Source organism: Streptomyces sp. NPDC050485 (genome assembly GCF_044458185.1).
GTDB lineage: Bacteria > Actinomycetota > Actinomycetes > Streptomycetales > Streptomycetaceae > Streptomyces.
In genome coordinates this window covers 89,655-106,542 of the sequence record NZ_JBITHR010000005.1, presented here as the reverse complement: position 1 = coordinate 106,542, position 16,888 = coordinate 89,655, and the positions used below count along the sequence as shown (strand labels likewise).

Sequence of the window (16,888 nt, the reverse complement as noted above, 5' to 3'; positions counted from 1 at the left end):
GGTCAGACAGCGGGCACCAGGTGATCAAGGCCCTGGGCAAGGTTGATTTTCTCAATGAGCAGCCCTGTGACGCCCGGCCGTCGAGGACGGGATCGCTCCCAGTCGAGTGCGAGCTGGTAAAGGACACCGAGGAGGACGGCCTCGTTCTGGCAGGCGTTGACGAGCACATCGAGCAGTTGCTCCGGACCGGGGGCGTCCGTGACAGCCGCGAACCACGACAGTGCGTAGGGCTGCCACTGTTCGAGCGGAAGTCGCCGGAAGACTGCGGCCCAGCCTTCGGTGAGTCCGGTTCGCACGTCCCGCGCTGCGACGAGTGGCACCGACTGCGTGAGCGCGAGGAACAGGCCGAAGTCCCGTGCCCATCCTGCTTCCGCCAGGCTGGGGCTGACACGCTGGAGCAGCAGGCGGTACATGCGATCGTCACTGTGGGCAAGACCGAGCACTGCGGTGCGAGCGGTGTCCGCCACCCGCCCGTCCGCCCGTCGGTCCAGATGGTGGAGCCGCACCAGAGCCTGGTAGGGATGGCTTCGCCGCATGGCTTGCGAACAGACCAGTACGAGTACCTGCTTGAGGTTCTGCGGCAGGGTCTTGGTGGTCGACCAGTCGTAGATCTGCTGCCGAAACCTCTGCCCGTACTGTTCGTGCGCGAGACCGTGGACGAGGACCTGTGCCGCATCCGGGATGAGCCGGATGTGGCCGTGGTGCCCGGTCCACGATTCTGCCAGCCACAGCAGGTCGTCGGGCCGGCCGGAATTGAGGCACTGCTCAGCGAACCGGGTGATGACGGGGCCGCGTTCGTCCTCGCCGAGACCGGGCCAAGCCAGGCAGTCGCGGATCCAGCGGCGGAGCTGTTCGGTCAGGTCCGGGAAGTACATCCAGAAGTGGTCCCGGACGCCTCGGTCGTAATTGTGCGTCCGGAACTGTACGAGCCCATCGGGTCCGGTTTCTGCGCCGAGCTCCGTCAGCTCCCGGCTGAGGTCTGCCTGTTCCAGGCGGGGCTGGTCGCTCGGAGGGTGCGACAGGACCGCCAGCAGCGCCCCCGCCGTGTGCAGCACGGTGGCCGGCGACGATTCATGGAACATCGCAAGGGCGAGTAGCAGCGCCCGCCGACGGCCCGAGTGATGAGTGGCCAGGTCTGCCGCGACCTCCGCGCTCCGGTCGGCCACCCGCTTGATCGCTCTGTCCCGCCAGTTCGGGAAGCCTCCGGGCGTGCCCTTGTCCCGCAGGTCCCGGATCCGATCTGAGAGCTCGGCGATTTCTCGCACGGGAACCCTGGCCAGATAGGTGGCCATGCCGTGGGCGGCCATTTCCTCCGTCGGCGGGCGGATATTGTCCAGCTGGAGATACCTGCTCAGCACGTCACGGGAAGCCGGTTTGGTGATTTCCGCCGTGTAGTGCTTGAGATCCACTCCTTGCAGGTACGCGTGACGGTGCGGCAACACGACGGCGAGCCGGGCCCCCCGCTCGATGAGCTTGGCGCGGAATCCCAGCAACCTGCTCTGCAGGGAAAGGTAGTGCGTCTCGTCGACGACCGACAGGTCGAGCAGTAACCGGTCACCTGTATTCGGCTCAACCGCGTCCAGAACGGACCCACTGTCGTCCTCGGTGTCCGGCAGCTCGTACAGTCCGCCTGTCCCGTTCGCCAGTTCGTGCAGCAACTTCAAGGCAGCGGCCCGTCTGCCGGATCCCGGGGGTCCGGAGAGGAGCACGACGGAGTGGGTCCGCAGCAGGCTGCGTGCGCGCTGCATTCCACCAGGCGCGACAAAGCGCTGATCGAGCCAGTCACCGTCATGATCGGTGATGCCGCGCAGGCTCGGCCCCACTTTGTCCTGGACCCGAGTCGACGCCGCGGCGAGGTAGACGTTGAGCTGGGTTCCGTCGCCGGTGTGCACAGCGCCGTAGGACTCGCTGATGTATGCGCTGACCGGCTCGGTCACCTGCCGGTCCCAGGGTGCTTCGGATCCCCGAATCGCTGGCGGATCCCGCCACGGTTGTCTCCGGCAACGTAGTTGGTTCCGTCGCCGTTGATCCGGGGCCCGTTGATCTGGCGGCCCGAACCCGTGTGCAGAGGGCCGTGTGCTTCGTTGATGAACGTTCCGAGATCGCCGTGGACGGCGCCGACTCCGCCGCTCTGCCGAGCGTTGTGGATTTCGGTGCGGCCTCGGGATGCTTCAGCCGCGGGTTGGGCGCCACCCGCCTGAGCGTTCAGCGCGGCAAGCTCCGGGACCTGGCGGACCAGCCTGTCGCCGAGTCGCGTGAGGTCGGCTTCGGCGGTACGTGTGCTGTATCGCTCGTACTGGCACTCGGCAAGGGTTGCCAAGGACTTCGGAAGCCTCAAGGGGTCTATCTGCTCCACATGGCGTCCGAGCAGGACCGGCACCACCAGAACTCCGGAACTGAATGCCTCTTCGATCTCGCGGCGCACCCAGTCCTTCGGGTTGGCGAGTGCCCTGCGGCCCGGCCCCTTCGGGTCCGGGGTGTCGACCCAGTCCCTTCCGATGAGTGCTAGCAGCACCCGGCTGCGGCGGACACCCTTGATCAGGGTCTCGACGTAATTGGCGCCGGGGGCGATGGACTTCTGTGCGCGGAAGACACTGTTCGTGCCGAACCGTTTGGACAGCTCGTAGTCGAAGACGTGGGCGGCGTCTTTGCCGCCCTGGGTGCGGTAGTTGATGAAGAGCTCGTGCACAGGTCGGTCCCTTCGATCGGGGGCTTCCGTTACAAGGGGCGGTGCGGCAGGGCGGCGGTGAGACGCGGAGTGATCTCACGTACGTGGGCATTGCGCGGATGCCGCCCGAGCAGGCGAGCGAGGCGAATGAGATCGGTCGAGATCGTGGCCGAGTTGACCGTGCCGGTGGACGAGAGCAGGTCTGCCGTGATGGCGCACGCCTGGTCGATGTCCCCGGCGGCGGTGTGTGCGAGGGCGCGGCGGACGCCGTGTCGTGCCCGGGCGCGCAACGCGTGGGCGGGGAGACGGCCTGTCTCCCGATCGAGGAGATCCGCCGCCTGCCTCACTCGGCCCAGTTCGTACAGGCACCAGCCGGTGTACATCTCCACGACGTTGGGCACGTGCGAGGCGCCCAGCACAGGTGTATCGGGGTGGCGGGTGTCTGCTGCCAGCAACTCGCGGGCACGGTCCAGACTCCGCATGGTCCCGATGTGGTCGCCGGTGACCGCGAGGCTCTGTGCCAAGTGCTGGGCCGCGAGCCCGGCGACGCGAGGAGCGGTGGCACTCTCCAGCGCCCTCTCGGCCAGCTCTGCGGCTTGTACCGGGTCGCCGCCGAACAGACAGATGAGCGATCTTCGGACCAGGGCGTAGGAGGCCAGCATGTCGTCGCCACCCCCACGGGCGAGCTGCACCGCGCGGTCGGTCCACCACAGAGCCGCCCGATCATCCCCGGCCTCCTGAGCCATCCATCCCGTGTATTCCGCGTAGCGTGAAGCGAGGACAAGCAGCTCGTTTCTCGTCCGGGGCCCCGCGAGACGGGCCAACTGTTCCAGTGAGTGTGTCTGGGTGATCAGAGCCGGAAGGAGACTGCCGGGACTCGCCGCCTGGCCGATCCTGCGAAACTGGCCGAACAGCGTTCGGGACGCTTCCACAAGTGTGCTGGCTCCCGTGTCCACCGGTAATGGCTCGCCGCTCAGCTGCAGGGACAGCGCCGATGCGGCACCGACGGCGATCAAGCTGCGGCGCTTCACCGGTTGGAGTGTGCTGGTGCCGTTCTTGTCCAGATACATCAACCACACCTCGTCGTCGTGCCCGGTGTCGGGCAGGGACATGGGTGAAACCGTCGTAGGTGACAACAGTTGGGCCAGTGAACCGCCGGCATCGAGCTCGGTGTCACACAACCGGGCAAGCTCGAGGCTCGGCCGTTTGAGGCCGCGCTCCACCTTGCTCAGCTGGGCCTTGCTGTAGTGCACACGCTTGCCGAGCTGCTCCAGGGAGAGCGCCGCCGCTAGACGTCGTCGGCGAAGTTCCTCCCCAAAGGCGTACGAGTGCTGCACCTGAACCTCCGTCGCTGGCCGTCCGAGGAGTCGGCGGCGACGAGCATCAGCGTGCGACAGCCGACTGTGTGGGACAAGGCGAATGGGGACGTTTCCCGTTTCCTCAACCGGAGCGAACAGCACCCGTTTCAGACTGTCGAGGATGCCTGGCCCGAACCGGCCAACGGCGTCCGCCCGGCGCCGTTGTCAGTCGGGTCTGGTAGGAATTTGGCTGTGAGCAGCGAGAACGAACGGCCGGGCGGGGTGCCGGAGCAGCTTGCGCTCATCCGGGAGAGCGTGCGCAAGGCCAAGGTGCCCAAGGCCAAGCCGCGGACCTGGCGGGGGGCGGCGCTGGCCAAGGAGCTGCCCATCGCGCGGGTCGTGGTGAACAAGGGGGTGCTGCATCTTGATCAGTACTTCGACTACGCCGTGCCCGAGGAGCTGGACGCCGACGCGCAGCCGGGCGTGCGGGTGCGGGTGCGCTTCGGGGCCGGGTCGCGGAACGTGCGGGAGGGGCGCCGGGAGGGCGGCGGGCTGATCGACGGGTTCGTCGTCGAGCGGCGGGCCGATTCGGACTACTCCGGCCCGCTGGCCGCGCTGGCCGGCGTCGTCTCACCGGAGCGGGTGCTGAGCCCCGAGATGCTGTCCCTGGCCCGGGCCGTCGCGGACCGGTACGCGGGGAGTCTCGCCGATGTGCTCCAGGTCGCCGTCCCGCCCAGGAACGCCCGGGCCGAGGCCAAGCCGTCGCCCGAACCGCCCGCGCCACCGGCCGAGCCGGCCGCCGGGACCTGGGAGAGATATCAGCAAGGGCCCGCGTTCCTGCGGGCGTTGGGCAGCGGCGGAGCACCCCGGGCGGTATGGACCGCGCTGCCCGGACCGCACTGGGCCGAGGAGATCGCGCGAGCGGTGGCGGCGACACTCGCCTCCGGGCGGGGCGCCCTCGTCGTCGTACCGGACGGCCGCAGCGCGGGCCGGGTGGACGCGGCGCTGACCGCGCTGCTCGGCGAGGGCCGGCATGCGGTGCTCACCGCCGATTCGGGCCCGGAACGGCGCTACCGGCAGTGGCTCTCCGTGCGGCGCGGCGCGGTACGGGCCGTAGTCGGTACCCGCGCGGCGATGTTCGCACCCGTGAAGGACCTCGGGCTCGTCGTGGTGTGGGAGGACGGCGATTCCAGCCACAGCGACGACAACGCGCCGTTCCCGCATGTGCGGGAGGTGCTCGAACTGCGCGCGGCGCACGACAAGTGCGCCTTCCTGCTCGGCAGTACGAGCTGCACGGTCGAGGCCGCCCAGCTCGTGCAGAGCGGCTGGGCCGCGCCGCTGGTCGCCGACCGGACCGTGGCGCGCGCCGCAGCCCCGCTCGTACGCACCGTCGGGGACGGGGAGTTGGCGCGCGACGAGGCGGCCCGGGCGGCCCGGCTGCCGAGCCTCGCGTGGCAGGCCGTCCGCGAGGGGCTCAAGAGCGGCCCCGTCCTCGTGCAGGTCCCCAGGCGGGGGTACGCGCCGCGGCTGGCCTGCGCCCGCTGCCGTACGCCTGCCCGGTGCGGACACTGCGCGGGCCCGCTGGAGGCACCGGACGAGCGCGCGCTGCGCTGCGCCTGGTGCGGGACGGCGGAGAGCGACTGGCACTGCGCGGAGTGCGGCTCGAACCGGCTGCGCGCCCAGGTGGTCGGCGCCCGCCGGACCGCGGAGGAGCTCGGGCGGGCGTTCCCCGCCGTACCCGTACGGACCTCGGGGCGCGACCACATCCTGGACAGCGTGCCCGGACAGCCCGCGCTCGTCGTCTCCACCCCGGGCGCCGAACCCGTCGCCGAGGGCGGCTACGCGGCGGCGCTGCTCCTGGACGGCTGGGCGATGCTCACCCGGCCCGACCTCAGGGCCGGCGAGGAGGCGCTGCGGCGCTGGATCGGCGCCGCCTCGCTGGTACGCGGGCAGGACGAGGGCGGAACCGTGGTCGTCGTCGCCGAGCCGACGCTGCGGCCGGTGCAGGCCCTGGTTCGCTGGGACCCGGTCGGGCACGCTCTGCGCGAACTGGCCGAGCGGGCCGAGCTCGGCTTCCCCCCGGTCTCCCGGATGGCCGAGGTCATCGGCGGCCCCGAGGCGGTCGAGGCCTTTCTGCGATCGGCTCAACTACCGTCCGACGCCGAGGTGTTGGGGCCGGTTCCGCTGCCCGTCGCCGATCCCGGCCGGGCCCGGCGGCCCGGCGATCCGCCGGTGGGGGAGCAGTGGGAGCGGGCTCTGGTGCGGGTGCCGCCGGGCAGCGGGGCCGCGCTGGCCGCCGCGCTCAAGGCCGCCCAGGCCGGGCGCCTTGCCCGCGGCGGCGGCGACCCGGTGCGCATCAGGATCGACCCGCCCGACATCGGCTGAGGCCCGGGCAGCGGCAGATGCATGACATCGGTCGAGGCCCGACAGCAGCCGACGCCCGGCATCGATCCCGGCCCCACATCCGCTCAGGCCCGGGACATGCGGGACATGGGTGTGCCCTCGCGGTGTGTCCGGACGCGAGGGCACGAAGGGGCGGAGTCGCGGGTGGTCAGCCGTTGCGGGGGCCGGGGAAGGCGCTGGTGCGGACCTCCTCGCGCAGGGACTGGCTGCTCGCCGTCGGCTGCGGCGGCATCGAACGGGCGGCGGGCACCGCGGGCATGGGGGGCAGCGGCGGCAGGGTGCGGGTCACCGCGGTCTCGGCCGGACGCTCGGCGTCGGCCTGGCCCGTGTTCTGGGCGCCGGCCCGACGGGATCCGTAACGGCGGTGTACCGCCTGCTTGGTGACGCCGAGCGCCGAGCCCACCGCGTCCCAGGAGAAGCCGAGGGAGCGGTCGAAGTCCACGGCCGCGGTGACCAGCGTCTCGACGCTGTCCCGCAGTTCCTGGGCGAGCCGTACGGTCGGGGCCGGGGCGCGCCCGTACACGACGAAGCCCGTGGAGGGGCCGGAGCGGCGCGGGCGGTAGACGTTGCCCAGCTGCGCGGTGAGGGTGCGCAGTGCGTCCACCTGCCGGCGGACCCGCTCGATGTCCCGCACCAACAGGTGCAGGCTGGCCCGCGCTTGGGCGTCGTGGGTTGCGTGGTCGGCCATGAACAAGCCTCTCGAACCGGCGATGAAAGGGACGGTGAAGACGGTGTTGTCACTGGGTGGTGCTGGTACTGCGTTGACGTTGATACTGCGTGGTGCTGGTACCGCGTTGACGCTCGTGCGGGTGCTGAAAAGGCGCGGGCCGCGCAGGCGGCCCGGTTCGGTCAATCTCTCTTGACCAACGCGCTACCCGCTGTTGTGGTCACGCTGCGGGGGCGTATGGGCATATGCACGGGGCGCACGAGTCCCCGTACGCCCCTGCCGTACGGTTCTCGGCGGCCGGCCCGCGCGGCACCTGGCACCTGCGCGTACGCCCGCCTGCCACGGGCCCCTAGACTGGGACGCCGCTCTCGACAAAGCGAGGTAACCCCCAGTGAAGCTCGTCTTCGCAGGCACCCCCGAGGTCGCCGTACCCGCCCTGGACGCCCTGATCGCCTCCGGGCGGCACGAGGTCGCCGCGGTGGTCACCCGGCCCGACGCACCCGCCGGGCGCGGCCGCCGCCTGGTGGCGAGCCCCGTCGCCGAGCGCGCCGAGGAGGCCGGCATCGAGGTGCTCAAGCCGGTGAAGCCGCGCGACGAGCAGTTCCTGGCCAGGCTGCGTGAGATCGCGCCGGACTGCTGCCCGGTCGTCGCGTACGGGGCCCTGCTGCCCAAGGTCGCCCTCGACATCCCGGCGCACGGCTGGGTCAACCTGCACTTCTCGCTGCTGCCCGCCTGGCGCGGAGCCGCGCCGGTGCAGCACGCGGTCATGGCGGGCGACGAGATCACCGGCGCCGCCACCTTCCTGATCGAGCAGGGGCTCGACTCGGGTCCCGTGTACGGCACGGTCACCGAGGAGGTCCGGCCGACGGACACCAGCGGCGACCTGCTCACGCGGCTCGCGTTCGCGGGCGCCGGGCTGCTCGCCGCGACCATGGACGGCATCGAGGACGGCTCCCTGAAGGCTGTTCCGCAGCCCGCCGAGGGGATCTCGCTCGCCCCGAAGATCACCGTCGAGAACGCGCTGATCGACTGGTCGGCCCCCGCGCTGCGGGTCGACCGGGTGGTGCGCGGCTGCACGCCCGCGCCCGGCGCCTGGACCGTCTTCCGCGGCGAGCGGCTCAAGCTCATCCAGGCCGCGCTCGTCACCGACCGCACCGACCTCGCGCCCGGCGAGCTCTCCGTCGCCAAGAACAACGTGTACGCCGGCACCGGCTCGCACGCCGTGGAACTGCTCTGGGTCCAGCCCCAGGGCAAGAAGCCGATGCGCGGCGCGGACTGGGCGCGCGGGGTCCGGATCGCCCCGGGTGAGCGTCTTGGGGCGGCGGACGTACGCTGAAAGGGTTCGCCCCATCTGATCAGCGGAGCACCTTTCACGTGAACGATTCGCCACGTCGCAGCCCGAACAACAACCCGGGCAAGGCCGGCAAGCCCTACCGCCGTCCCAAGAAGGACCCGGTCCGCATCCTGGCCTTCGAGGCGCTGCGGGCGGTCGACGAACGCGACGCCTACGCCAACCTCGTCCTGCCCCCGCTGCTGCGCAAGGCGCGCGATGGCGGGAACTTCGACGCCCGGGACGCGGCGCTCGCCACCGAGCTCGTCTACGGGACGCTGCGCCGCCAGGGCACCTACGACGCGATCATCGCGGCCTGCATCGACCGGCCGCTGCGCGAGGTCGACCCGCCGGTGCTCGATGTGCTCGCGCTCGGCGCCCACCAGCTGCTCGGCACGCGGATCCCCACCCACGCCGCGGTCTCGGCGAGCGTCGAGCTGGCCCGGGTGGTGCTCGGCGACGGGCGGGCCAAGTTCGTCAACGCCGTACTGCGGAAGATCTCCGCGGACGACCTCGACGGCTGGCTGGAGAAGGTGGCGCCTTCTTACGAGGAGGACGCCGAGGACCACCTCGCCGTCGTCCACTCGCATCCGCGCTGGGTCGTCTCCGCGCTCTGGGACGCCCTCGGCGGCGGCCGGGCCGGCATCGAGGACCTCCTGGAGGCCGACAACGAGCGCCCCGAGGTGACCCTCGTCGCCCGCCCCGGGCGTTCCACCACCGATGAACTCCTCGACGCCCTGGGCGAGGACGGCGGCCTGCCCGGCCGCTGGTCGCCGTACGCGGTGCGGATGGCCGAGGGCGGCGAGCCCGGAGCGCTCGACGCCGTACGGGACGGCCGGGCGGGCGTGCAGGACGAGGGCAGCCAGCTGGTCGCCACCGCCCTCGCGAACGCGCCCATCGAGGGCCGCGACGAGCGCTGGCTCGACGGCTGCGCGGGCCCCGGCGGCAAGGCCGCGCTGCTCGCCGCGCTCGCCGCCGGGCGCGGCGCCGCGCTGCTCGCCTCCGAGAAACAGCCGCACCGGGCCCGCCTGGTCGAGCGCGCGCTGGCCGGTAACCCGGGCCCGTACCAGGTCATCGCGGCCGACGGCACGCGCCCGCCGTGGCTGCCGGGGTCCTTCGACCGCGTTCTGATGGACGTGCCCTGCTCCGGACTCGGCGCGCTGCGCCGCCGCCCGGAGGCCCGCTGGCGCCGCCGCCCCGAGGACCTGGAGGGCTTCGCCCCGCTCCAGCGGTCGCTGCTGCGCGAGGCACTGTCGGCGGTGCGGGTCGGCGGAGTCGTCGGGTACGCGACGTGCTCACCGCACCTGGCCGAGACGCGGATCGTGGTCGAGGACGTCCTGAAGGGCCGCGGCGGGGCCCAGCCCGTCGAGGCCGACTGGATCGACGTCCGCCCCCTGATGCCGTCGGTCGCGGGCCTGGGCGAGGGCCCCGACGTCCAGCTCTGGCCCCATCTGCACGGCACGGACGCCATGTACCTCGCGCTGCTGAGGCGCACGGCCTGAGTCCCTCGGCGGCGACCGGGGCGCTGCCCCCAACTCCCGGGCGGCTCCCCGGCGTTGGGGGCAGCGCCGGTCCCGGGCGCTCCTCCCCGGCACCGGTCGCGATCGCGAACTCCGGCTGCCGCCGCGCGGTAGAACCCAAGCCCGGCCGGTGTCGGCGGGCCGGTATCGGACGGGTTCGCCCGGCACCATGGCAGGCAAGTTGCCCAGGGCATGGCAGGCTTGGGGCATGGCTCAGATCAACCCCAGCATCCTCTCCGCGGACTTCGCCAGGCTGGCCGACGAGGCTCAGGCCGTCAAAGGCGCCGACTGGCTGCACGTCGATGTGATGGACAACCACTTCGTGCCGAACCTCACGCTCGGGGTACCGGTCGTGGAATCCCTCAGCAGGGCGACGGACACGCCACTGGACTGCCATCTGATGATCGAGGACCCGGACCGCTGGGCCCCGCAGTACGTGGAGGCGGGGGCCGGATCGGTCACCTTCCACGTGGAGGCGGCGGCGGCCCCGGTACGGCTGGCCCGCGAGATCCGTGCCAAGGGCGCCCGCGCGTCGATGGCCCTGAAGCCCGCCACGCCGATCGAGCCGTACGAGGATCTGCTCCCCGAGCTCGACATGCTGCTGATCATGACGGTGGAGCCGGGCTTCGGCGGCCAGTCGTTTCTCGACATCATGCTGCCGAAGATCCGCCGGACCCGGGAGCTGATCGGCAAACACGGACTTGAACTGTGGCTCCAGGTCGACGGCGGCGTTTCGGCCTCCACGATCGAGCGGTGCGCCGAGGCGGGCGCCGATGTGTTCGTCGCCGGATCGGCCGTGTACGGGGCGCACGACCCGGCCGAGGCGGTGCGCACGCTGCGCTCCATGGCCGAACTGGCGACGGCGGGAGCACCCTGGGCATGCGCACACTGAGCCACGGCTCGGTGAACGGGAGCCTGCGGGGCTGATCAAGGACCGTTGGATCTGACAGGATGAACAGCGAGTCCAGTGTGTGAACAGCAGTTGTGAACAGCAGTGAGGAGATCGCGGTGTCTGCAATGTCGGCGGGTCGGTCAGCCCTGCGGATGGGACCCGCGGAGCTGGTGCAGGCGGCGGCCATGGCCCGCCGCTTCTACCTGGAGGGGAAGTCCAAGATTCAGATCGCCGAGGAGTTCGGCGTGAGCCGCTTCAAGGTGGCCCGGGTCCTGGAGACCGCCCTTGAGCGTGATCTCGTACGGATCGAGATCCGGGTCCCCGCCGAACTGGACGCGGAGCGCTCGGACGCGCTGCGGGCCCGTTACGGACTGCGGCACGCGGTGGTCGTCGAGTCCCCGGCCGAGGGCGAGGAGACCTCGCCCGATCCGGAGAACCTCGGCGAAGTCGCCGCCGACCTGCTCGGCGAGCTCGTCAGCGAGGGCGATGTGCTGGGCCTGGCCTGGGGTCGCTCCACCATCCACATGGCCGCGGCCCTCGACCGGCTGCCGCCCTGCACCGTCGTCCAGCTGACCGGCGTCTACGACGCGGGCACCGCCGAGCGCGGTTCCGTCGAGGCCGTGCGCCGGGCCGCCCAGGTCTCCGGCGGCGAGGCCCACCCCATCTACGCCCCGATGCTGCTGCCCGACCCGGCCACCGCCGCGGCCCTGCGCAACCAGACCGGGATCGCCCGCGCCTTCGAGTACTTCGACAAGGTGACCGTCGCCGCGGTGTCCATCGGCTCCTGGGAGCCCGGCATCTCCACCGTCCACGACATGCTGACCGACGAGGAGCGGGCGCACTACGCCTCGCTCGGCGTCGCCGCCGAGATGTCCGCCCACCTCTTCGACGCGCAGGGCCGCCGGGTCGGGCGCGACCTGGGCGAGCGCTGCATCACCGTCGAGGCGGACCGGCTGCGCCGGATCCCGGAGGTCGTCGCGATCGCGGGCGGCCAGCGCAAGGCGTCCGCGATCGACGCGGTGCTGCGGTCCGGACTCGTGACGAGCCTGGTCACGGACACCGCGGCGGCGGACTTCCTCCTCAACGAGACGGGCCCCCAGCCCCGGCCCGCGCTCGACCGCGCGGACCCGGACGGGGTCTGAGACCCCCGAGGTCCGTGGGAACGCGGGGTCAGTACAGCCGCTCCGCGTTCCCCGCGGAGACCAGCCCCGCCACCCGCTCCGCGTCCCGCGCCGACCAACTCCCGGACGCCGTCCACCCGTTGAGGAGCCGGTCCAGGGCGTCCTGGAAGAGGCGGGCCCCCACCACGTACAGCTCGGCGAGGCCGTACGCGTCCGTCGAGAAGAGCAGCTTGCCGAACGGGCTCAGTTCGAGGAACTCGGCGAGCACCGCCTCGGCCCGTGCCCCCGTGTACGAGAGCGAGAGGCCCATATCGGCGTACACATGCGGATACACCTGCGCGAGATAGCCCGCGCCGCGGTGGTACGGGTAGCCGTGCAGCAGGACCAGGCGGCAGCCCGTCGGGCGCACGGCCCGGATGAAATCGGTGAGCAGCAGCGGATCGCACTGGTGCAGCCGCAGGTCGGGGTCGCCGAACCCGGTGTGGAACTGGAGCGGCAGCCCCGTCGCCGCCGCCGACCACAGCAGATGGCGCAGCAGCACGGGTGAGGCGAGCCGGCCGGCCCCGGCTGCCAGCCAGTCGGCGGTGGCGGCGCGGAGCTCGGCCGGGCCCGGCGGCTCGGGGGCGAGATCCAGGCCGTGGCGGTATCCGGCGACCGATTTGAAGCCCGCCGCCGTGCGGGCCGCGGCGCCGATGGCATCGGCGAGGGCCGCGAGGAACTCGTCCGGATCCGGTGCCTCGGCGGCGATGCCTTCCGCGAGGAGTTCCAGGCGTACGATCTCGCGCGCCGTTCCCCCGCTCAGCTCGGCGAGCTCCGCCGGGCTCGTCAGATCGCCCGGCAGCCCGGTGTCCACCAGGAACGTGGTGATGCCACTGGCGCTCAGGAGCAGCCGGTTGGCCTCCCGGGCGCCCAGCTCGCGGCGGCGGGCCAGATAGACCTCCGGCGGGCAGTGCGGTTCCAGGCCGAGCAGCGGCGGGCACCAGCGGCGCACGGCGAAGCCGAGCTGGGAGTCGAAGAAGCTGGTGCCGGGCGCGGCCGGGGCGTCCGACTCGGTCAGGAACGACTCGAAGACCGCGTCGTCGGGATCCGAGCGCAGCACGCCGTGGCAGTGGTGGTCGACCAGCGGCGGCACTCAGTACCTCCCACGGGTGGCCTCGGCGATCTCGCGCGGCGTCAGGCCGTCGAAGAGCTTCGTCTCGGCCTGGCGCACCGCGGTGATCGCCTCGAAGAGCGGATCACCGAGCGCCTCGCGCAGCACCGCCGATCCGGTGAAGTGGCCGAGCGCCTCCGGCAGCGAGGCGGGCAGCCGCCGCTGGCCGTGGGAGTGGACGGGGTCGCCCGACACCGGGTCGGGCAGGCGCAGGCCCGCGTCGAGCCCGGCGAGCCCGGCGGCGATCACCGCGCCGGTCACGAGGTAGGGGTTGGCGGCCGGGTCGAAGCACTTGACCTCGGCGTTCGCGGCGTCCTCGGCCCCCGGCGGCCCGGCGATGAAGCGCAGCGCCGCCTCCCGGTTCTCCAGGCCCCAGCACTGGAACGCGCCCGCCCAGCGCGACGGCGCGAGCCGGAGGTAGCTCGCCGGGGACGGGGCGCCGATGGCGAGCAGCGCGGGCAGCGCGTCCAGGATCCCGGCGAGGAACGCCTCGCTGGCCGCACTCATCCCGAAGGGGCCCTCGCCGCCCCGGCACAGGTTGCGGCCGTCCTGCCAGAGGCTGAGGTGGAGGTGTCCGCCGTTGCCCACGCCCTCGGGGTCGGCCACCGGCCCGAACCAGGGCGTGAGGCCGTGCTGGAGCGACACCGCCCGGATCGTCTCGCGGACCAGCACCGCCAGGTCCGCCGCGCCCACCGGGTCGGCCGGCGCGACCGACACCTCGAACTGGCCCGGCGTGTACTCCGGGTGGATCTGGAGCACCTCGACGCCCTGCGTCCCGAGGGCGCCGAGCACATCGGCGACGTACTCCGAGCGCTCGACCACCCGCGCCATCCCGTACGCCGGGCCCGCCAGCGGCGGGTCCACGATCCACTCCGTCTCGAAGCCCATCCGCAGCTCGATGCCGCGCCCGGCGGCGCGCTCCGCCATCTTGCGGGCGAACTGCCGCTGGCAGGCGGTGTACGGCTGCCCCGACTGCTCGAAGCGGTCGGCCGGCGCCCACGCCCAGCCGGGCTGGGCGGCGAGCACGGTGAGCCGGTCCAGGTCGGGGACGAGCCGCAGATCGCCGTCGGGGCCGCCGATGTGCGGGCTGCTGGTGACCGAGTCGTCCACCAGGTACACGTCGAAGACCGGCGACATGCCCACGCCATGGGCCGCGACGTGCGGCAGCCGGGCGGTCGGCACCACCTTGACGCGGGTGAGACCCGCCACGTCCACCCAGGTCAGCGCGACCGCCCGGACCCCTTCGGCGGTCAGCTGGGCGGCCTCGATCCTGGCCGCCCCCGCCCGCTGGTGCGCCTGCTCCTGCCGTCCCGTGCTGTGATCCTGCTCCACCGGTTCAGTCCTTCCCGTCGCGATGGGGGTCCCCCCTGTGCATGGGGGTCCCCCCTGTTCGAGCGAAGCCGAGAACTTGGGGGGAAGCCGAGAACGTGGGGGAGCGATCACCGTCGCGACCATGTCCGCTTCCGAGGCCCTCTTGTCCTCGCGATAGCGCACTACCCGCGCGAAGCGCAGTGTCACCCCTTCCGGGTAGCGCGATGATCTCTGTACGCCGTCGAAGGCCACCTCGACGACGAGTTCCGGCCGCACCCGCACCCCCCAGGGCTCCTCGGCGACCGCCAACTCCCGCAGCCGTCCGGTCTGCCAGGCCAGCAGGGTGTCGGTGAGGCCCTTGAACGTCTTGCCGAGCATGGCGAAGGTGCCGTCGGGGCGGCGCGCCCCCAGGTGCAGATTGGAGAGCATGCCGGTGCGCCGGCCGTGCCCCCACTCGGCCGCGAGGACCACCAGATCCAGCGTGTGCACGGGCTTGACCTTCAGCCAGGAGGCACCGCGCCGCCCCGCCGCGTACGTCGAGTCCAGCGCCTTGAGGACCACCCCCTCGTGCCCGCGTGCCAGGGTGGCCGCGTTGAACTCCTCGGCCGCGCGCCGCAGTTCGGGATCGGCCGGATCCGCCACCACCACCCGCCGCACTCGCCGGGGCCCCGGCGCGATGCGGGCGAGCTCCGCGTGACGCTCCCGTACGGGCAGATCGAGCAGGTCCCGCCCGTCCACCGACAGCAGGTCGAAGAAGACGGGGAGGAGCGGCAGCCGGTCCTGGGCGCCCGCGACATCGAGCCGGGAGCCGACGCGCGAGGCGATGTCCTGGAACGAGCGGGGCCGCCCAGCCGCGTCCAGCGCGATCACCTCGCCGTCGAGCACCGCCCGCCCGGCCGTCAACTCCCGTGCGGCGGCCACCACTTCGGGCAGCCGGTCGGTGATGTCGTCCAGGGTGCGGGTGAAGACCCGTACCGTGTCGCCGTCCTTGTGGACCTGGGCCCGGATGCCGTCGAGCTTCTCCTCGACCGCGCACGGGCCGAGCCGGTCGAGCGCCTCGGCCACGTCCTTCGCGCTCTGCGCCAGCATCGGCAGTACGGGGCGGCCCACCTCCAGCCGGAACGCGGCGAGCGCCGCCGGGCCCTGGGCGAGCAGCGCGCGGGCGACCGTGCCGAGCGAGCCGCCCAGCATCACCGCCCGCCGCACCTCGCCCGCGGGCGCCCCGGCCGCCGCCGCGAGGCCCTCCACGGCCGCCGCGTCCAGCGCGCCCTGCCGCACATCGCCGGTGATCAGCGCGAAGAGGAAGGACTGCTCCTGCTCGGTGGCCGCGGCCATCAGCTCCCCGGCGAGCCGTCTGCGCTCGCCCTGGGCACCCTTTCCGGCCAGCGCCGAGATCCGGTCGAGCGCCGCGTCCACCTCACGGACCGTCAGCCGGGGCGAAACGGCGGCCGGCGGGCGGTCCTTGAGGGTGTTCCAGCCGAGCCCGGTGCGCCGCTGCGGCAGCCGTCCCGCGAGGTACGTCACCACCAGCGGCGCCTCGTCGGGCTCGGTGATCCTGAAGAGCCGGGCGAGCAGCGCGGACTTCTCCGAGCGCGACGCGGTGGCCGCGATCTCGGCCGAGGTCCTTGCCACGTCGGCGAGCAGCATGGATCCATCGTCGCCCGAAAACATTCACCGACGCATTCGCTCGCGCCGCCGTTCGGTGGCAGCATCGGGGCATGATCAACAGGTTTGCCCGGGTCGCCCTCGCCGCCGTGCTGGCGTGCCTCGCCGTGCTGCTCGTCGGCTGCGGCGGCAAGGACAGTGCGAAACCGGCGGGCTCCAAGCCCGCCGCGGCCGCTTCCACGCCCGCTTCTACGCCCGCCTGGGTCAAGGGCAGGGCCACGGTCCCGGCCGCCCAGCTGCCGCCCGAGGCGCAGCGGACCCTCCAGCTCATCGACAAGGGCGGCCCGTTCCCGTACAGCAAGGACGGCGCCGTGTTCGGCAACTTCGAGAAGGCCCTGCCGCAGGAGAAGCGCGGCTACTACCACGAGTACACCGTCGACACCCCCAACTCCCGTGACCGCGGCGCCCGCCGCCTCGTCACCGGGCAGGGTGGCGAGACCTACTACACCGGCGATCATTACAAGACGTTCAAGGCGGTGCTTCGATGACGGCCGACCCGTTCGGCGGGCTGCTCGCCGGTGCCCGCGCCGAGGGCTGGGCCACCGAGGTGCTCGACCTCGCCGGGGTCACCGGCAAGGCCGCCCTCATGGACCGCTTCGCCCGCGTCCTGAACCTGCCGGACTGGTTCGGTCGCAACTGGGACGCGCTCGCCGACTCGCTCGGCGACCTCCCGGCCCGCCCCGGCTCCGAGCGCGGCCTGCTCCTGTTCGTCACCGGCTGGCAGGGGTACGCCGAGACGCGGCCCGAGGAGTGGGCGATCGCCCGCGAGGTCATGGACGCGGCCACCGGCCCCGAGCTGTGCGTTCTGCTCGCGCTCGGAGGATCGCACTAGGGACCGGGCCCCGGTCCTGGACGTTCGGCCG

The 16,888-nt window shown here is 72.4% G+C and carries 13 protein-coding genes and 1 pseudogene; 7 read left to right on the top strand and 7 right to left on the bottom strand.

Annotated elements, in window-relative coordinates; all coding sequences use genetic code 11:
* Window positions 1-2: 2 nt before the first annotated feature.
* The 3 genes from ACIBK6_RS12230 to ACIBK6_RS12220 are packed head-to-tail and all read right to left on the bottom strand — an operon-like array spanning window position 3 to window position 4,005.
* Window positions 3-1,937, bottom strand: coding sequence for a hypothetical protein (locus ACIBK6_RS12230; protein ID WP_399051122.1), 1,935 nt, complete (start codon window positions 1,935-1,937; stop codon window positions 3-5).
* Window positions 1,934-2,689: a toll/interleukin-1 receptor domain-containing protein gene (locus ACIBK6_RS12225; RefSeq protein ID WP_399051121.1), complete on the bottom strand. Its 756-nt coding sequence runs from the start codon at window positions 2,687-2,689 to the stop codon at window positions 1,934-1,936. The genes ACIBK6_RS12230 and ACIBK6_RS12225 overlap by 4 nt, the downstream gene beginning before the upstream one ends.
* Window positions 2,690-2,718: 29 nt before the next feature.
* Window positions 2,719-4,005: a helix-turn-helix domain-containing protein gene (locus tag ACIBK6_RS12220; RefSeq protein WP_399051120.1), complete on the bottom strand. Its 1,287-nt coding sequence runs from the start codon at window positions 4,003-4,005 to the stop codon at window positions 2,719-2,721.
* Between the two features lie 213 nt (window positions 4,006-4,218).
* Here ACIBK6_RS12220 and ACIBK6_RS12215 point away from each other — a divergent pair, with 213 nt between their 5' ends.
* Window positions 4,219-6,351 (top strand): primosomal protein N', encoded by a 2,133-nt coding sequence (locus tag ACIBK6_RS12215; RefSeq protein ID WP_399051119.1) that lies wholly within the window; start codon window positions 4,219-4,221, stop codon window positions 6,349-6,351.
* A gap of 166 nt (window positions 6,352-6,517) precedes the next feature.
* Here the strand turns inward: ACIBK6_RS12215 and ACIBK6_RS12210 are convergent, their stop codons facing one another.
* A complete protein-coding gene (locus tag ACIBK6_RS12210) occupies window positions 6,518-7,057 on the bottom strand; it encodes a hypothetical protein (protein ID WP_399051118.1) in 540 nt (179 codons plus the stop codon).
* Window positions 7,058-7,427: 370 nt separating this feature from the next.
* On the opposite strand from ACIBK6_RS12210, the gene fmt reads away from it, so the two are divergent.
* The 4 genes from fmt to ACIBK6_RS12190 all read left to right on the top strand — a co-directional run bounded on the left by fmt (window position 7,428) and on the right by ACIBK6_RS12190 (window position 11,920).
* Window positions 7,428-8,372, top strand: coding sequence for a methionyl-tRNA formyltransferase (gene fmt, locus ACIBK6_RS12205; protein WP_399051117.1), 945 nt, complete (start codon window positions 7,428-7,430; stop codon window positions 8,370-8,372).
* A gap of 38 nt (window positions 8,373-8,410) precedes the next feature.
* On the top strand, window positions 8,411-9,868 hold the full coding sequence (locus tag ACIBK6_RS12200; RefSeq protein WP_399051116.1) for an RsmB/NOP family class I SAM-dependent RNA methyltransferase: 1,458 nt from the start codon (window positions 8,411-8,413) through the stop codon (window positions 9,866-9,868).
* Window positions 9,869-10,094: 226 nt separating this feature from the next.
* Window positions 10,095-10,778: a ribulose-phosphate 3-epimerase gene (gene rpe, locus ACIBK6_RS12195; RefSeq protein WP_399051115.1), complete on the top strand. Its 684-nt coding sequence runs from the start codon at window positions 10,095-10,097 to the stop codon at window positions 10,776-10,778.
* Window positions 10,779-10,870: 92 nt separating this feature from the next.
* The gene (locus ACIBK6_RS12190) at window positions 10,871-11,920 is read left to right on the top strand and encodes a sugar-binding transcriptional regulator (RefSeq protein WP_399051114.1); all 1,050 of its coding nucleotides are present in this window, start codon (window positions 10,871-10,873) and stop codon (window positions 11,918-11,920) included.
* A 28-nt stretch (window positions 11,921-11,948) separates the two neighbouring features.
* On the opposite strand, the gene ACIBK6_RS12185 is transcribed toward ACIBK6_RS12190, so the two are convergent.
* The 3 genes and pseudogenes from ACIBK6_RS12185 to ACIBK6_RS12175 form a co-directional block, all read right to left on the bottom strand.
* Window positions 11,949-13,031, bottom strand: coding sequence for an amidohydrolase family protein (locus ACIBK6_RS12185; RefSeq protein WP_399051113.1), 1,083 nt, complete (start codon window positions 13,029-13,031; stop codon window positions 11,949-11,951).
* Window positions 13,032-14,186 (bottom strand): glutamine synthetase, encoded by a 1,155-nt coding sequence (locus tag ACIBK6_RS12180; RefSeq protein ID WP_399051435.1) that lies wholly within the window; start codon window positions 14,184-14,186, stop codon window positions 13,032-13,034.
* Between the two features lie 297 nt (window positions 14,187-14,483).
* Window positions 14,484-16,007 (bottom strand): annotated as a pseudogene (locus tag ACIBK6_RS12175) (ATP-dependent DNA ligase); the annotation flags it as partial.
* Window positions 16,008-16,078: 71 nt separating this feature from the next.
* Here ACIBK6_RS12175 and ACIBK6_RS12170 point away from each other — a divergent pair.
* Window positions 16,079-16,513, top strand: a complete 435-nt coding sequence (locus ACIBK6_RS12170; RefSeq protein WP_399051112.1) for a ribonuclease domain-containing protein — start codon at window positions 16,079-16,081, stop codon at window positions 16,511-16,513.
* Window positions 16,510-16,857 (top strand): barstar family protein, encoded by a 348-nt coding sequence (locus ACIBK6_RS12165; protein ID WP_399051111.1) that lies wholly within the window; start codon window positions 16,510-16,512, stop codon window positions 16,855-16,857. Before ACIBK6_RS12170 ends, ACIBK6_RS12165 begins: the two co-directional genes overlap by 4 nt.
* The last annotated feature ends 31 nt before the right edge of the window (window positions 16,858-16,888 follow it).